Annotated in this window: 11 protein-coding genes; 9 read left to right on the top strand and 2 right to left on the bottom strand. The window is 36.9% G+C overall.

Going from position 1 to position 18,558, the window contains the following annotated elements; translation table 11 throughout:
• Positions 1–403 precede the first annotated feature (403 nt).
• The 3 genes from ACP6PM_RS23655 to ACP6PM_RS23645 all read left to right on the top strand — a co-directional run bounded on the left by ACP6PM_RS23655 (position 404) and on the right by ACP6PM_RS23645 (position 2,533).
• Positions 404–718, top strand: coding sequence for a hypothetical protein (locus ACP6PM_RS23655; protein ID WP_426588982.1), 315 nt, complete (start codon positions 404–406; stop codon positions 716–718).
• A 29-nt stretch (positions 719–747) separates the two neighbouring features.
• Positions 748–1,161 (top strand): hypothetical protein, encoded by a 414-nt coding sequence (locus ACP6PM_RS23650; protein ID WP_426588981.1) that lies wholly within the window; start codon positions 748–750, stop codon positions 1,159–1,161.
• Between the two features lie 202 nt (positions 1,162–1,363).
• Positions 1,364–2,533: a transaldolase gene (locus tag ACP6PM_RS23645; RefSeq protein WP_426588979.1), complete on the top strand. Its 1,170-nt coding sequence runs from the start codon at positions 1,364–1,366 to the stop codon at positions 2,531–2,533.
• Between the two features lie 265 nt (positions 2,534–2,798).
• Here the strand turns inward: ACP6PM_RS23645 and ACP6PM_RS23640 are convergent, their stop codons facing one another.
• Complete coding sequence (locus ACP6PM_RS23640) at positions 2,799–4,463, bottom strand: trypsin-like serine protease (RefSeq protein ID WP_426588977.1); 1,665 nt, start codon at positions 4,461–4,463, stop codon at positions 2,799–2,801.
• A 657-nt stretch (positions 4,464–5,120) separates the two neighbouring features.
• Positions 5,121–6,707: a 4-alpha-glucanotransferase gene (malQ, locus tag ACP6PM_RS23635; RefSeq protein WP_426588975.1), complete on the bottom strand. Its 1,587-nt coding sequence runs from the start codon at positions 6,705–6,707 to the stop codon at positions 5,121–5,123.
• A gap of 1,687 nt (positions 6,708–8,394) precedes the next feature.
• Here malQ and ACP6PM_RS23630 point away from each other — a divergent pair.
• The 6 genes from ACP6PM_RS23630 (at position 8,395) to ACP6PM_RS23605 (ending at position 18,442) form a co-directional block, all read left to right on the top strand.
• Positions 8,395–8,679 (top strand): sensor histidine kinase, encoded by a 285-nt coding sequence (locus tag ACP6PM_RS23630; RefSeq protein ID WP_426588973.1) that lies wholly within the window; start codon positions 8,395–8,397, stop codon positions 8,677–8,679.
• A 42-nt stretch (positions 8,680–8,721) separates the two neighbouring features.
• Positions 8,722–9,360 (top strand): histidine phosphatase family protein, encoded by a 639-nt coding sequence (locus tag ACP6PM_RS23625; RefSeq protein WP_426588971.1) that lies wholly within the window; start codon positions 8,722–8,724, stop codon positions 9,358–9,360.
• Positions 9,361–10,001: 641 nt separating this feature from the next.
• Positions 10,002–11,219, top strand: a complete 1,218-nt coding sequence (locus ACP6PM_RS23620; RefSeq protein WP_426588970.1) for an acetate kinase — start codon at positions 10,002–10,004, stop codon at positions 11,217–11,219.
• Between the two features lie 1,372 nt (positions 11,220–12,591).
• A complete protein-coding gene (locus ACP6PM_RS23615) occupies positions 12,592–13,332 on the top strand; it encodes a HEAT repeat domain-containing protein (protein ID WP_426588968.1) in 741 nt (246 codons plus the stop codon).
• A 741-nt stretch (positions 13,333–14,073) separates the two neighbouring features.
• Positions 14,074–16,365, top strand: coding sequence for a WD40 repeat domain-containing protein (locus ACP6PM_RS23610; protein WP_426588967.1), 2,292 nt, complete (start codon positions 14,074–14,076; stop codon positions 16,363–16,365).
• A gap of 457 nt (positions 16,366–16,822) precedes the next feature.
• Positions 16,823–18,442: an acyl--CoA ligase family protein gene (locus ACP6PM_RS23605; RefSeq protein ID WP_426588965.1), complete on the top strand. Its 1,620-nt coding sequence runs from the start codon at positions 16,823–16,825 to the stop codon at positions 18,440–18,442.
• Positions 18,443–18,558 lie beyond the last annotated feature (116 nt).

The following is an 18,558-nucleotide window of genomic DNA, read 5'->3' as shown; positions in this document are numbered from 1 at the left end:
TTAAACCTAAACAGCTTAGTCTGTTTGATTTAGATCCGTGGGAATCTCCGCGCCTAAAGGCGCGGAGAGGATGTCAAAAGATAAATTTCATAACTAATAGCTTTTGCAAGTTGATAGTGTATGTTAGGGCACAGAAATTTGGAAGCTAATTATGATACCCTTTTTGTTGGAGTCAACTAAGATAAAATCCGCTTAATTGGCTATAAAAAATGTTCCATCTTCAGCAATTGCTAAATCTTTCTAAATTCTCTTCCCTCCTAACTCCTGACTCCTTATATAATTAAACTAATGCTACCGGATTTGATATTATAATCTAATACACCTAAAGTTAATCTGGCCTATGATGATCTGAAAGTTTGTTCTGATATAATACTGGGATTGTACTTTATTTTAATTCCTCCCAATGAGCAAAAATAAGCCACAATTAGACATTGAGAATTATTCAGTTGCCAAATTGGTAACTGAACTACATGAATACTTTAATAATTCTCAAGCCCACTATGAAGTAATACAGGGAGAAACTAGAAAAAAAATAGGAGCTCCAGATAACACTGAAGAAAAAGAGCAAGAAGTAACTGAGGAAATGAAATTACTTGCTCGCAAGATATCTTTCTTTGGCGCTCTGAATGATGTTCTCTCTGCTGCAGATAGGTTAGTTCATGCTCAAGGGATAGTATCAGACATGGGATTGGATGAAGATTTGTATGGGAAAAAATAGAAAATCACCTGTGTTAAAGGAGAAAGATAATGAATCCGAAAATTGAGAATCTTCGCTCTAATCTTCAGAAAAAATTGGATGATATTACCAGTCAATTAGATACAGTTAAGACTCACCTGAAAACTGCTTCCAAGGATGCTGAAACTGTTATTAGCTCTAAGCTGAGTACCACAAAAGCCAAAGTAGAAGCTAAAAAGCAAGAAGTTACCAAGGCCAAGGCCAAATTAGCAGAACGAATTGAGGCCAAAAAAACAGAGGTAGCCTCTCAAATTGCGGACTGGAAAGCTAAACGAGAACAAGACAAGCTAGTAGCTCGTGCCAACCGTGCTGAAGAGTATGCTGTTGCAGCGATCGTGCTTGCCTTGGCTGCTGTTGAAGAAGCAGAACTAGCGACTTTAGAAGCAGTGGCAGCCCGTATGGATGCTGATGAGGCAGTAGAATAGCTTTAAATCCTAAGATGGGGTTGCCGGTGTGTTGAATCTTGGGCATAAATTGGCCGTAAAAACCCACGGCCAAAAAAACGATCTGACTGAAATGCAGAAAGTAAAATATTAAAATGTCATAAAGTGACATTTTCTTGAAGTTTTCTAGAGTAATTTTTAAATAAACCAGAAGTAAGCAACTTATTCTCAAAAGGAGAAACAAATGGCTAAAAATTTGCTGGAACAACTACGAGAAGTAACCATTGTGGTTGCTGATACAGGCGATATTCAAGCAATTGAAAAATTTAGGCCACGGGATGCAACGACTAATCCCTCATTAATTACTGCTGCTGCTCAGATGCCACAATATCAAGAAATTGTGGATGAAACTTTGAAAGCAGCAAGGCAGGAATTGGGAACAGATGCAACCGCTTCTGATGTGGCAAATTTAGCATTTAAGAGACTGGCAGTTGCTTTTGGGCTCAAGATTTTACAAATTGTTCCTGGGCGGGTATCTACAGAGGTTGATGCCAGATTATCCTACGATACAGAAGCCACAATAGCTCAAGGACGAGATTTAATTGCTCAATATGAAGCTGCTGGAGTTTCTCGCGATCGCATTTTGATTAAGATTGCTTCTACTTGGGAAGGTATCAAAGCAGCAGAAGTGCTAGAAAAAGAGGGTATTCACTGCAATTTAACTCTACTGTTTGGTTTGCACCAGGCGATCGCTTGTGCTGAAGCTGGTGCTACTTTAATTTCTCCTTTTGTAGGAAGAATTTTAGACTGGTACAAAAAAGAAACTGGGCGAGATTCTTATCCTCCAGCAGAAGATCCTGGTGTATTGTCTGTGACTAAGGTCTACAACTACTACAAGAAATTCGGTTACAAGACTGAAGTGATGGGAGCTAGTTTCCGTAATATTGGGGAAATTACAGAATTAGCAGGTTGTGACCTGTTGACTATTTCACCTGCTTTGTTAGGTGAGTTAGAATCAACAACAGGTGAGTTACCTACTAAACTTTCTGTTGAGAAAGCTGCTCAGTCTGATGCAGAAAAAATTTCAATGGACAAAGAAACCTTTGATAAGATGCACGCTGAAGACAGGATGGCATCTCAAAAGCTGGATGAAGGAATTAAAGGTTTCTCCAAAGCATTAGAATCATTGGAAAAGCTATTAGCAGATCGGTTGACTCGTCTAGAGGGAGTAACCCATGCAGCAGAAGATATTTTCCATATCTATGACCTAGATGGTGATGGTTTCATCACTCGCGAAGAGTGGGCAGGAACTGATGCTGTATTTGATGCTCTGGATATCAATAAAGATGGTAAGATTTCTCCAGAAGAAATGGCATCTGGTTTAGGATCTGTATTCCAATTAGCGAAGGTTTAGTCCTCAGATAACACTCAGCAATTAGCCAATTTAATTGTTGGCCAGTGGGAGCAGGATGCTCCCTTTTCTTGATTTAATTGTGAGCGAGACGGTAACATTATTAGGACTTATATCACCTTTTTGTTTGTAGTTGGGCTTTAGCCCCTCAAATACTTAATATTAGGACTAAAGTCCAACTACGAGCCTAATTATAACTGTTCTACCGATAGCGGAGCTACCCCTGGAGGGGGCAAATGATATTAATTGCTGGTATTTGCAAACCAAATTACTTTCTTTGACGCTTCAACAAAGAAAATGCTCCAAAAGCAGTAGCAAATAATCCTAATGTTGTAGTAGGTTCTGGTATAGAAGCACTAGCTGTAAGCGTCACATTATCAACTAAAAGCCCAGAAAAAACTGCAAAATCTTCTGCATCTGCAACCCCAAAACTTAGAGTATAAGTTCCAGTTTCAGGAATTTCATAAGAAAAACTTTGATATCCTGTTTCTTCAACAAAGGTAGTGAGAGACTCAACAAATGGAGAGAAAGTATCAGCTAAGAAATCTAAACCTGAAAGAGAAACAAAAGAAAAATCATTAAAAATATCTTCAGGGGCACATTCATTAGCGAAAAACGTACATTCATTTGTCAAAAAGTTAAAATCAAATGTTAGAACATCTCCAGCATTTGCCAGAAAAGTTTGCTTGATAGCAGAACCTTCAAAAGGGAAGCTACCTGAGAAATTTCCTAAATTTCCTGGAGACAACCCCAAGAATTCTTCAATCTCATCACCAGGTACAGCAAGTAGCTCATTCAGAATTAACGCATTATACTCGCCATCTGATGGTGGTGTACCAAAATCACTATCCTGTATAGTAGCAGCACCAAGTATACTCCAGTCGTTTAAACCATTTTCAAAACTACCATTCTTAATTCCATATACAGGTTCTGGTTGGGGTTCAATAGGGGGTGGTAGAGGTATAAAATCACCAACAAACTGACCACCATTCTCTTCTATAAATAGGCGGTGTTCTGTAACTCCAGTAAACCAAGATATATCACCAAATTCACCCGTATCAATAGAACCACCAGAAAGAACACCAGCAATTAATAACTCGTCATCTACTTCTACTAGAAGCGGACTACCACTATCACCAGGAGCAGTAGTTCCTTCATTTGTTACAGCTGAAGAACTACTACCGAAACCGAATAAGGTGTTATTATCATTAGTTCCATCATCAGAGTCAAAGTTGAAAATATTTGAGCCAAAGATATCATTAAAAAATGGATCAAAACCGCCACCAAAGAAATCGATAGTATTTTCAGCGCTCCAACGCAGTCCATCCGCGGTAAACTCATGACCAACACTACCTAAACCATTAAAACCGAAACCAACTATAGTTGCATCACTTCCAATCAGGTCTTTGGGGTTGAAACCAAATAATTTTAAAGGAGTAATTGATGTGGGAGCAACTTCGGTAAGTTCAAGTATGGCAATATCTGTACCATCTAATAGACCAAAGGTATCATCTTGGAAAATATTACTTACGGCAATATCATCTAATATGCTATTTTCTGAATCATCACTGCGAAACGAAACACTCAATTCATCGACAGATAAAATATCCTGAACACAATGTTGGGCAGTAAGTACATAATTATCTGCAATTAGTGAACCAGTACAACCACTTTCAAATTCACCTGTTTCAAAATTTTTGAATAAAATGTCAGTTACAGCAGTAAAAGGGGCACCCAGGGACTGAGCAGTGCTGGCTCCTGCGGTATCATTTATTACTATACCTTTTACGGGTAATTGAAAACCTTGACTTGCTATTAGACCAAGTACACAACGCAGAGCTATTTGGCTAATCTGAATATTTTTGCAAGATTTGAGTATGGAAGGGTTAAATATTTTTTGTTGTTTGAAATTGTTAGAAAAGTATATGCTCATTGCCTGGTTGCTTTAATTTTTTTCAGTTTTAATTGAAGAGGAATGACACAATATGTGCCTGACCCTAGTAATTTATTCTTGTAAAAGAAAGATAGCAATTTTATTTACACTATAGCAATACTACTTAAGTAAAATAAATCATTAGCGTAAAATCTGTAAATATATTGAGTGAGGGGAACTTCAGCAAATATAGAGGAGAAAAATATTAAAAATTATTCATCAAAACTTCATCAAAACATCATCAAAACTTTATAAATTTAACTTGCAGGGTGTAGTTTTTGAGGTTAGGTTTGATTCTGATTGAACTAGGTTTTAGCTGTTATACCAGTTTAATAGATAAATTTTTTCTACCAAATATCTATTTCCTGTTGCCTATAACTAGGGAGTAAAAATTGGAACAGAGAAGATATAAAATACGCAGGTATTTGACACGAAAAATGTAGGGGTTTGCTCACCAAACCCCTACTAACTTCTAAAAAGAGTAAATGTAGCAATATTTTTTGAAACTTCTATTATTCAATGCAGTTTCAACTTCACCGAAGTCGGGTTGATTAGGAACAGACTATACATATTTGATGGAAACAAATAAACCCGACTTCTCGACTCAGCTATATTTTAGGGCAAAAGCGTAATATTTTATACTATAGCCTGAATTAATTACCGATTGTAAATTTGAGTAATGTGTAGTAATCGATCGCTCAATTCTTGACTTAAAAGCTCTGAAGTGGTATAGCGCCACCGCCACTGTCCAGGATTAATACTAGGGTCATTCATACGAGCGCGGTTATCCAGGGAAAGAATATCTTGCAGAGGGAATATTGCCATGTCAGCTACAGAAGAAGAGGCCAAACGAATGAGAGACCAATTGATTTCTTGGATATCGCTATCAGAGGTATAAGCCAGATATCGAGCAACGTGGTGTTTTTCCTCCTGAGTAGCTTTAGACCACCAACCAAGAGTAGTATCATTATCGTGAGTTCCTGTGTAAACTATACAGTTGTTGATGTAACAGTGAGGTAAATAGGGATTATTTACATCTCCACCAAAAGCAAATAATAATATTCGCATTCCTGGAAATTCAAAGCGATCGCGCATTTGTTCTACTTCAGAAGTAATAATTCCTAAATCTTCTGCCAAGATAGGTAGACTGCCCAAAGTTTCCCGTAATTTTTCAAAAAACTTATAACCAGGCGCTTTTACCCATTCCCCATTAATAGCATTCTCTTCCCCTGCTGGCACTCGCCAGAAAGCTTCAAAACCGCGAAAATGGTCAACACGCACGACGTCTACATATTGTAAAGTTGCTCTAAATCTTTCGATCCACCAAGCAAAGTTAGTCTTGATCAAGTTTTCCCAGTTATAGACAGGATTTCCCCATAATTGACCAGTCGTACTAAAATAGTCTGGTGGTACTCCTGCTTTCCATGCAGTTTCTAAGGTTTCTGGGTTAAGTTCAAAATTTTCTGGGTGACTCCAAACTTCTGCACTATGATGGCAGACATAAATGGAAACGTCACCAATAATTTTGATATTTTTCTCGTTACAGTATTGCCGGAGTTTTTTCCATTGTTCAAAAAACTGAAATTGCAAAAACTTATGATATTGAATACTTTCATGTAGAATTTCAGATGCTATTTTTAAAGCATTTGGTTCTCGGCGAGCTAAACCTGGTTCCCATTGATTCCATGTTTTGTCTGGATTTGCTTCATGTAATGCCATAAATAAAGCATAGTCATCTAACCAGTAAGATTGTTCTTGACAAAAGGTTTCGTATTCTGAAGGAATGGCTTGTTTGAAGCGATCGTAAGCTTGTTTAAAATATTTAGTTTTGTGGGGAATGACTTCGGCAAAATTTACTCTACTGTATGCTGGGTCACCTTCGGAGGGGAGAGGTGTAAGTTCATCAGGATTTAGTAATCCTTTTTCTGCTAATATATCTAGGCTAATTAATAGAGGATTTCCTGCAAAGGCGCTAAAGTTCATGGTATAGGGCGAATGTTCATAACCTGTTGGACCCAGGGGTAATATTTGCCAGATTTTTTGCCCACTTCTTACCAGAAAATCAATAAACTCATAAGCTGATTTGCCTAAATCACCGATACCGAATCTACTGGGTAAACTGGTGGGGTGTAGTATGATCCCACTTGCACGTTCAAAAGTCATAGTATTTTTCATGTGTGAATAATGCTTAAATCTTAGCAGAACCTGTAGTTTATAGCCAAATCCAAGTATAAATGAGGGCAATGTTTCTGAATTATACTTTTTATAATTTTAAGTAACTAAATTCTATAAAACTTTACAAGATAGTCCTTATACCAATTTGATCAATGTTTGCTACAAATGACTAGACTATTTTTTAGGAGCTAGGTAGGGGAGCCGTCTCCTTGGCGACGTACAGGAGTCAGAAGTCAGAATGAATGGCTTCAATACCATTTTTTAGGTCATTTCAGTTATCAGTTATCAGTTATCAGTACCTCTGGCTGAACCATCAGGATTCAAATAATGAACAAAATATTTCTCTTGGTCGATTGGATATGGCGCACTTCGGAGCGGCTCTGAAAGAGCGGGAAACCTCGCCATCCCATCCTAGGTCATGCTCCGCAAACGACCGCTTTTTATCCCCTTCAAAGGGGAGGCTTGAAACGACTATTCTTCGGTCAGAAATTATCTTTTTTTCTCAAAGGGAAATCTCTTCTAAAGTCTTTTAATCACATTTATTATTCGTAACATTCTTTTTTCACGCTTGGTATTATACCAATTCCCAAAAGCATTGCTATAGTTAGGTCGCACTTCAGTTATTAAGTAATTAACACAGGGGAAATTACTTTTTTGCTCTTTATTAGCCCAGTTAATGTTTATTATTCTTATGTTGTACGGACGCCCTTATGCAACGTCCCTACCTCCCCACACGGACCACACGGACCACACAGACCCACCCGATCGGGTATAGCATTCTTTTTGAGAAATGATATTATACCAATTACCAAAAGTAATGCTATACTTGAGCTATACTTCAATAGTCAAATATTTACCAAGATTCAAAGTCTGTTTTTGACAATTATTAGTCGGTTAGTGTAGATTATTCCTACTTTTACCTCTCTCCTCACCTCCCACACTCCCCACACTTTCCCACCCAATCAGGTATAGCAAGATTTTTGAGAAATGGTATTAGTCCTACGAACCTTGTTAAAGATTTAGAAAAACTCTACCCACAAATACTCGCACCAGTTTTGGTAAGTTATTCTGAAGACAAGGACCTGTTAAACAACAGTATTAACTCCACTCAAACTGCCACCACAAAACGGGAAAATATTCTCGACCTGAAAACTATACCGGTACTTTGAGATTTTTTACACCGAAAATGGCTTCTAACCGAGTATTAGCAAGAGAAATACCTCACAGTGCTAAAAACAGCTAAAACCTAGATATATCAAGAAAACAGTTGATTCAAGGTAAAAGCATTGCTGTATAAGGTTTTGACCCTATTTTCAACCTATTTTTTTCTAAAGTCCAGATACTCAAAGTTTCTCAAATTCTGCCTGGAGAAGTAAAGCTAGAAAATTTGCTCTCAACTTTAATTCAGTTGATGATGGAAAATGCAGGTGCTGAGAAATGCGTTCTCATCCTTGTTAAAGACGAACAGTTAATACTAGAAGCAATGACTCATATCAAATCCGGTTAAACAGTTATAGATTGCTTAAGTCTTTAGGAGTCAGGAGTCAGGAGGAGAGAGAATCATAAAGATTTAGTAGTTATGAAGATAGGAGATTTTTTTTATGTCCAATCAAAAGGATTTGATATGATGTTGTAGATACAGCGATAGACTTCCAGTCCGCTAATGCGAACGCCACTGATAATAAAAACAAAATTTTGAGGGACCTCAAGTACCTATTTCAGCAACTCAAGATTTACCGCAGACATTAATTAACTATTGAGAAAATTATCTAGCAATTCGCCTCCTCAAATTACTATTACTACAGAAAGAGAAACAGAAAATCAAGTAATAATTCGGATTACTGATAATGGTATGAGTATGAGTAAAACAGTGAAAAAGCAAATATTCGATCCTTTTTACACGACAAAAGAAGTAGGGAAAGGTATGGGATTAGGTTTAGCAATTAGTTATCAAATTATTGTAGAATATCATAGGGGAAAATTAGAATGTATTTCTACTCCCGCAAAAGGTAGAGAATTTTTGATTAAAAGTCCTCTGTGAAAATGATAAAATATTGAAGAAAATTTATTCTAAACCTAAGCTATGAGTTTGAAATTATACTTGATCCGACATGGAGAAACTACATATAGTAAAACAGGAGGTTACTGTGGCTTTTTAGACCCAGAATTGACTCCCGAAGGGTTAGAAATGGCAGAACAATTTGCTCAAGCTTATGGTTCATTAAATTGGACTGCTGCCTATGTTAGTCCAATGAAAAGAACAATTGCTACTGCAAAACCTTTGTGTGATGCCTTGGGTTTAGAAATGCAGCTACGGGATGGTTTAAAAGAAATTTATTATGGAAAATGGGAAGGAGAAACCCCAGAAACAGTTAATAGTAACTATCACGATGATTATGTTCGTTGGTTAACAGACCCTGGTTGGAATTCTCCGACAGGAGGAGAAAAAGGTATAGACATTGCTCGTCGATCTTCTCAGGTAATTCAAGAAATTCAAGACAACCATCAAACAGGTAATGTATTAGTAGTGTCTCATAAAGCAACTATTAGAATTATGCTTTGTGATTTATTAGGAATTGATATTGGCAGGTATCGCGATCGGATTATGATGTTAGTTGGTGGAGTAAGTATTGTAGAATTTAGTCCTCACGGCCCATTACTACATTGTTTATCAGATCGTTGTTATCTAGACGAAAAATTACGGTCTTTAAAAGGTACTTAGTTAGGGAGTAGGGAGTAGGAAGTAGGGAATAGGGGAGTAGAGAATAGGGGAGTAGAGAGAATAGGAAGATTTACTTTGGAAACAACAGGATAGATTTTTTCATCACTTACCGAAAAATTAAGGTATAAAACCTCTCCATTCATGGAAAAAAAGCGGTCGTTTAGCTAGCGCACAACTTCGCACTTCGGCTGTCGCCGACATGAATGCGGAGCATGACCTGGTAGATGGGATGGCGAGGTTTCCCGAAGAATGCAGAGGAGCTGCCTCTTACAGAGGAGCTGCCTCTTACAGAGGAGCTTCGCTAACGCTAACGCTTTTCATGTCGCCCAGCGAAACGCTTTTCATATCGGCGATAGCCGAAACGCCATATCCAATCGACCAAGAGAAGAAAAAAAATTCCTTTTAGCCAATCCTATCCATTATAATAAAGAGGTAATTATTAATTATTAATTGTTAATTATTAATTATTGAATTACCTGGAGATAATATTAGAATGTAAAAATTCTTCCACCTTTTCTCTGCATTTCCTAATCATAGCAGTTTGATAAATGTTTGCTATGAATCTCTATTCCCTGTTCCCTGTTCCCTATTCCCTTTGGTATAAAAAAGTAGAATCAAGAAACAGAAATCATTACTAAACTATGAAAATTTTAGTGTTAAATGCAGGGTCTAGTTCCCAGAAAAGTTGTTTGTATGAAATTACTACAGAAAATTTACCAGAAAATCCACCACAACCGATTTGGTCAGCAGCAATTGACTGGACTGCTAATGATGATTATGGGATTTTGGAAATAGAAGCAAACGGAGTTGAGAAAGAGTTCAAACTTAACTCCGAAAAACGCCTAGAAGGCATCTCGAAAATGTTAGAAACCCTCAGTCAAGGAGAAACAAAAGTTATAGAAAAGTTATCTGATATAAATGTAGTTGGTCATCGAGTAGTTCATGGCGGTTCAGATTATTCAGAAGCTACCTTAATAACAGATAAAGTCAAAGCAACAATTAAAAATCTTATTCCTTTAGCACCTGCCCATAATCCCAATCATTTAGAAGGAATTGAAGCTATTGAAAAAATCTTAGGAAATATACCTCAAATAGCAGTATTTGATACAGCATTTCACAGTCAAATGCCAAAAGAAGTTGCTGTTTATCCGATTCCTTATGAATGGTTTGAAAAAGGAATTAGACGCTACGGATTTCATGGGACAAGTCATAAATATTGTTCTCAAAAAGCAGCAAAAATATTAGGTAAACCACTGGAATCTTTACGGATAATTACTTGTCATTTAGGTAATGGTGCTTCCTTAACAGCAGTGCGTAATGGAATTAGTATTAATACTACTATGGGATTTACTCCACTAGAAGGATTAATGATGGGAACTCGTAGTGGTTCAATTGACCCAGCAATTCTGATTTATTTGATGCGAGAGTATGGTTTTGATGCAGAAAAATTGAATAAAATGCTTAATAAAGAATCAGGTTTAAAAGGAATTTCTGGAAAATCTGGAGATATGCGTTATATTACTAATGCTATGCAAAAAGGAGATGAACTGGCTCAATTAGCATTTGATATTTATATTCATAAACTCCGTTGTTGTCTAGGAGAAATGCTAGCTTCTCTTGGTGGTTTAGATGTCTTAGTATTTACTGCTGGAATAGGAGAACATTCGGCAATTGTCAGAGAAAAAACTTGTGCAGGTTTTGAGTTTTTGGGGTTAAAAATTGACAAGAAAAAAAATACTAAACCGGCAATGAATACTGATATTTCTGCCCCAGATGCCAAAGTAGCAGTTTTAGTAGTACATACAGAAGAAGATTGGGCGATCGCTTGTGAATGCTGGCAGAAAATCCGCCAAGCTTAATTGAAATTATATATTTTTTACTAGAATAGTGGGAGCATCTTGCTCCCGTACTAGGTATTTCTTTTTGCTGTATACCATTACGCGAGCAGGACTACCTACTTCTAACTTCTAACTTCTAACTTCTAACTTCTGAGTTCTGAGTTCTGAGTTCTGAGTTCTGAGTTCTTGAAGATTGGGCGATCGCTTGTGAATGCTGGCAGAAAATCGGCCAAATTTATTGATATACTCTCCGACTGTCAGGTGCGGGGATTCTCCTGAAAGCAAGATTCTTGGTTCAACGAGTCCACTTAAATCAAATACTTTGCGGAATCTAGTCCAGAGATGGTTCTCGGACTAAGCGCTTTGCTCTATTCCAAGAACCTGTTCCCGTATCCCCTACGGTACAGTTCAAACCTAAAAAAAAATTGTTTATCTGGTGCTTGTTGCTTAGAGTTTTCCATGCATAGAAATGCTTATGCATCTGCCCCATAACTCTAGTTTTCAAGGTGCGTCTATCGATTAGATAGCTAGGTTTTTAGAGCGGTTGAATACATTATCCGCTTTTCGTAGTATAATATAAAGCTACCCTTTTGGGGCTATGCTTTATCAACATCTTTCTTAACATAAAACTTGACAAAATATACAAGTTATGTTTTAGCCTTTGAGATGCTTTTTCTGGAGAAAAGTGTATTGAATTATACCAATTCCCAAAAGCATTGCTATACTTAGGTCGCACTTCAGTTATTAAGTAATTAACACAGGGGAAATTACTTTTTTGCTCTTTATTAGCCCAGTTAATGTTTATTATTCTTATGTTTACTCCTCCCCAAACTCCCCACACTCCCCACACTTCCCCACCCGATCGGGTATAGCATTCTTTTTGAGAAATGGTATTAGACATTTTTTTTGGAACTACACACAAGATTCTCACTTCCCACACCCCCCAGAAGGTTTTCAGGAGTTCCTGATCAGGGATAGCTTTTGGGGGGAGGATTCAAAGCCAATTTTTCGGTAAAAAAAAAGCCTTGAAGAAGTTAGTGGGTGTCAAGTTTTAGAGCGTTGCATAGATGCGGGATGATTTTAATAGTTTTGTAGAATTGGCATCTTACCTGCTTAAGAATATAACCAACAGGCAAGATGCCCACTCCACTTATATTTATCCTTCTGAGTTATGACTTCAGGTATACCTAAAATTTATAGCAGTTGAAGCAAATATTAGGATATTTCTAAATACTGAAACTGAGTCAGAGATTACTTTTTACTTTTGCATCAGTGACTTTTGACTTGCGTGTAGCGCTATATGAGTGGCTGAATATAATTATAACTTTTGACTTTTAACTTTATACTTTTGACTTATTAGATAAGGTGCATTATATAGATTAAAATTACGATTATGCAGAATGAAGACCTTAACCTACCAAATATTCAGCCAACGGGAGAAAGTCCTCTGGATTATATGGCAGAAGAAGAAGCTCCAAAGCCAGATCCAGAGGAAATGTTACCATTACTGACATCCTCAGAACCTTCTCAACGAATGATGGCTGCTCGAGCCTTCTGTGAACTTCAGGACGAGCGGGCAATTTCCCCACTAATTGAACTTTTACAAGATGATTGTCCATTAATACGGGTAAGTGCTGCTTATGCTTTGGGCCGTAATCCTAGTCCAAATGCTGTGGAACCCCTAATTAAACAATTAAATTTGGACTTTAATGGCTATGTTCGTAAAGGTGTTGTTTGGGCCTTGGGGAATTGTCGCGATCGCCGTTCTCTAGAACCTTTAGTGGATGCCCTTAGAACAGATATTCCTGCGGTACGCTTATGGGCCGCTAGTTCTTTAGGCCAGATAGCCCAAGTAAGTTATGAGGTGGTAGTTGGAGCGATACCACCATTAATTGAAGGGTTGAGACGAGACTCAATGACTGCAATACGAAGTAACTGTGCATGGGCCATTGGTCAGTTATGTCGAGAATTACCTTCTAATATTGTTTATGCTGGTGCAATTGATGCTTTGATTGAGGCATTAGAAGAAGATGAAGATATGGGCGTGCGGGAAGATGCGAAATCATCTTTGTTACGAGTGGGAGACCCTAGGGGTTTGCAAGTTATTGAACATTTAGAAATAGAAGGGTTATGAACAAAAATATATAGGGTTGACATGGTATAGTTTGAAACTTATTTAGCAACTTTATAGATAATGATTGTGGCTAAATATTTCCCTAAATTGAATTCAAAATAAAAGTGGTTATTATTAAATTAGGAAGCAAAGAATGCAGTAAAATACCTCTTATACATCACTAGAAAATTATATGTACTATAGTTTTTAAGGGTGCCTAATAATGAATTAATTAATCAACGCTACATATGACTTTAGCTCCAGAAGGTAAATCCTTCCTGACCCATGTTCCCTATTATGTATTTATGTATAAGGTTATTTATTATAATTTGTACAATATCTATAATTCTTAATTGTTATATTTATAATTAAATATATAATAAAATTTTATGGCGATATTTACTGATTTTTCCTGATTAAATATTGCTGAATTTGTAGAATTGTAAAAAATATTTGAGATTCAGGGTTTTTATATTCAATCCAGTTGTACAGTTCTAGAAAAATATCCTTAGAAAATAGAGCAGGGACTTTCCATAGAACATCCTAAAGTTGTTGCACATTTAAATACTTTCCTTCTCTGCTGAACACTGGCTACTAAATCATAAAATCACTAATGATCCGGATTGAATATTAGTATTAAAAGTATCATATTTTTAACGATAAAACTAATTACTTACTCTGGTAAGAATAACTTATTAAATAACTTTAATTTTTCCTAAAATCCGATCTAAAATATTAACACTAGAAAATCAGCGGAGAACTATGAGAGTACCTAAGTATCAACCTTTTGTCAACAGTCATAATGAAATGAGGTTATATATGTCAGCTTTCAAAGAAAATCGTCTCCCTAATTTTTTCCGAAAAATTAATCAAGGAAATAAATATAAAACAACTCATCTAGAAAATTTACCAAAAAAATATGCTAGTTCTGGTGAAATAGAAAATTATGCTCAAATCCTCACAAATATTGAATTTTTATCTGCTAAAATTCAGCACAAAAAATTCGGAATAGAGAGTTTAATAAAAGACTATAATTTAATTAATGAATCAAAACAATTAGAATCTGGTAAGTTATCTCCAGAAACAACAAAATCTCTACAGCTAATTAAAGAAAGTCTAGAATTATCAAAATCTATTCTACAAGAAGATAAAAATCAACTATCAATACAACTATTTGGGAGACTTCTAGAATATAAAAACTTACCCTATATTCAACAATTACTAGACCAAATTCAAGCAGTCCAAAATACTCCCTGGTTGTGCCCCATTCATCCAAGTTTAACTCCGCCAAATGCAGCTTTGATGAGAACTATTAGTGGGCATGATGACTCAATTAATGCAGTAGCGCTCACTCCAGATGGTAAACAGATAGTATCAGCTTCTTGGGATGCAACATTAAAAATATGGGATTTAGAAAGCGGTATGGAAGTTAGTACATTAACCGGACATAACTCCTGGGTATACGGATTAGCAATTACTCCAGATGGCAAAAAGGCAATATCAGGTGCATGGGATAAAACTTTGAAAATATGGGATTTAACTGAAAATAGGGAAATTTGTACTCTAAGAAATAATGATGTGATCAATGGAGTAGCAGTTACTCCAGATGGCAAAAAGGTAATATCAGCTTCAAAAAATAAAATATTAAAAGTCTGGGATATAGTAACCCATGAGGAAATTAATATTTTAACTGGTCATACTGCTGCTGTAATGGCAATAGCAATTACACCTGATGGCAAACAGCTAATATCAAGTTCAGTAGATAAGACACTGAAAGTTTGGGATTTAACTACATACAAGGAAATTCTTACCCTGACTGGTCATACTGCTTCAGTCACAGCAATAGCAGTTACTCCTAATGGCAAATATATAGTATCAGGTTCTGACGATAACACAATTAAAATTTGGGAATTAGCTACAGGTAAAGAAGTACATACCTTAGAAGGTCATACAGAATGGGTGAGGGCAGTTGCAGTCAGTCCCGATGGCAAATATATAGTATCAGGTTCGTGGGATAAAACCTTGAAAGTTTGGGATTTAGAAAAAGCTTCTGAAATTATTACAATTACAGGACATACAGAATGGGTGAAAGCAGTAGCAATTACCCCAGATGGTAAACAAATAATCTCCGGTGCCTATGATAACACGATTAAAATTTGGGATTTAGTAGCTTGTACAGTAGTAGAAAAAATTTCTCGCCATGATTTGGGAGTCAGATCTGTTGCCATGCTCCCTAATACCACTCAAGTATTATCAGCTTCAGAGGATAATACCATAAAAGTTTGGAACTCCGCTACAGGTAAAGAAGTTACAACATTGGTAGGACATACTCAAGGAGTATCAGGAGTGGCGATCGCTCCTGACGGAATACGAGCGGTATCTGCTTCAGAAGATAATACCCTCAAAGTTTGGAATTTAGAAACAAGTGAGGAACTATTAACTTTAGCAGGTCATGATTTCTGGGTAAATGCAGTTGCTATTACTCCCGGAGGTAAATGTGTAATTTCAGGTTCTAGCGATGGTACTGTGAAAATTTGGAATTTACTTACGGGGACTGAAATTAGAACTTTAAGGGGACATACTGATGGCATTTGGTCAGTGGCAGTTACTCCCGATGGCAAAAACGTGATATCTGCTTCTTGGGATGAAACTTTGAAAGTTTGGGATTTAGCTAGTGGAGCTGAAATTAGAACTTTATGGGGGCATACTGATGCTATTTGGTCAGTGGCAGTTACTCCCGATAGCAAAAAAGTGATATCTGCTGCTTGGGATGATACCATAAGAATCTGGGATTTAGCTAGTGGGAAAGAATTACGAAAATTATCAGGTCATACTAATACTATTAGGTCAGTAGCAGTTACTCCAGATGGTAAACGGATAGTATCAGCAGCAGCAGATCAGAAGCTAAAGGTCTGGGATATTGAGACAGGAAAAGAGTTGATGAGTTTTTCTGGAGAGAATAGTTTTTACTGTTGTAGTGTTGGCGAAGATAGGAAAACAGTGGTGGCAGGTGATAGTGAGGGAGTTATGCACTTTTTAGAGATGGCAGGTTAATTTAGAATTTAGAATTTAGAATTAATTTTGAGCTTTAGTATTTTTAATGATTGCATGAAGAATAGAAATTAATTCATTAGACCTCTCCGGAAAAGAGGGAACAGGGAACAGGGAACAGGGAGAAGTAATTGATAATTTCTGGATAATAATTAGAGTTGTTGGGAAATAAAAATTGAACAATGCTCAAAAGGTTACTCTATAAGGTTTTCAGGATTTTAGGACTGAAAAAAGGCTATAAACTTTGATTGATAAGGGTTTTAGCCATTTTTTTAGCTTAATTCCCAACAACTCTATTCTTATGCTAAAATTTAGAATCCTATCTTGTATATCTTTTTTTACCATTTTTGGTTCTGTTTCTTCTAAATTAGAAATTAGAATAAATTATAATTTAGCGATTTTTGGTTGTGTTTCTTCTAAATTCTAAATTATAAATTAATACCACAAAGGAGCATCCTGAATGCCAAGTTATGAGGTTTCCTCTCAATTTCTTACTCCCCAAAGTTTTCTAGAACGCAGTGTGGCAGCATTTTCTGACAAAGATGCCATAGTTTACCGTTCCTCTCGCTGGACTTATGCTCAGGTTGCTGCTAGAGTTAATAAATTGGCAAGCGCCTTAAAAAATTGGGGGTTACAAAAAGGCGATCGCGTAGCTTTCCTTTGCCCCAATATTCCACCGATGTTAGAAGCACATTTCGGCGTTCCTCTAGCAGGAGGAGTTTTAGTCGCGATTAATATTCGATTAGCTCAATCAGATATTTCTTACATTCTGAATAACTGTGGAGCGCGTCTATTATTTGTGGATACAGAATTATCTCACCTGGTAGCATCAGTGCAGGATGAGTTGGAAACTGTAGAAGAAATTATTAATATAGTAGATACTCAAATAGAGACAACAGGAGAAAAATTACCAGGAACAGATTATGAAACTTTTTTAAGCACAGGTAGCTCAGACCCCATAATATCGACACTCGCAGACGAAAACGAAGCAATTTCCATCAGCTACACCAGTGGCACCAGCGGTCAACCCAAAGGAGTAGTATATACTCACCGTGGTGCTTATCTCAATGCTTTGGGTATGGCATTAGAATTAGGTATGAATAACCGCAGTGTCTATTTGTGGACTTTACCCATGTTTCACTGCAATGGTTGGTGTTTTCCTTGGGGAGTCATTGCTGTCGGTGGTACTCATATTTGTCTGCGAAAATTTTACCCCAGTACAGTAATTTCATTAATCATGGATGAGGAAGTGACTCACTTCTGTGCTTCTCCCACAATATTAATAATGCTTACCAAGGAGCATCAAGTAATCAATAAATTACAACTTTCCCATACCGTTACAGTTGTTACTGGAGGTGCTCCACCTTCTCCAACTCTGATTCAGAAAATGGAAGAGTTGGGAATTGAGTTGATTCATGGTTACGGTTTAACTGAAACTTATGGTCCTCATTCTATCTGTGAATGGCAAGCACCATGGAATGAGTTATCACTTGCCGAACGCTCTCGTTTGAAAGCTAGACAGGGAGTTGCTTGTATTCATTCTTCTCAGATGCGAGTAGTAGACAAAGATATGCAGGATGTACCTGCTGATGGGGAAACTATGGGAGAAGTGGTGATGCGTGGCAATAATGTGATGCAGGGATATTTTAACGATCCACAGGCGACTGAGTGGGCGTTTCGGGGTGGTTGGTTTCATAGTGGAGATTTGGCGGTGATGTATCCTGATGGTTATATGGAATTACGCGATCGCGCCAAGGATATTATTATTAGTAGTGGTACGAATATTTCGACTATTGAGGTGGAGAGAGTTATTTATAAACATCCAGCAGTTTTGGAAGTGGCGGTTATTGCTATCCCGGATCAGAAACGAGGAGAAGTGCCGAAAGCTTTTGTGACTTTGAAACCGGATGAGAGTGTAAAAGCATCAGAAATTATTGATTTTTGTCGGCAGAATTTGGCACAGTTTAAGGTGCCGAAAGCGGTTGAGTTTATGGAGTTGCCAAAGACTGCTACGGGTAAAGTGCAGAAATATTTATTGCGGGAAAAAGAGTGGGTTGGTTATCAAAAAAGGATTCACTAGAATTTTGAATTTTGAATTTTGAATTCAGAGTTGATAATTTTGAATTTTGAATTTATAATTAATCTTGAGCTTTAGTATTTTTAATGATTGCATGAAGAATAGAAATTAATTCATTA

The sequence above is a fragment of the Dapis brunnea BLCC-M229 genome (assembly GCF_050015995.1).
Classification (GTDB): Bacteria; Cyanobacteriota; Cyanobacteriia; order Cyanobacteriales; family Microcoleaceae; genus Trichodesmium.
The sequence above is the reverse complement of the archived record's forward strand: the minus strand, read 5'-3'. Positions and strand labels throughout refer to the sequence as shown.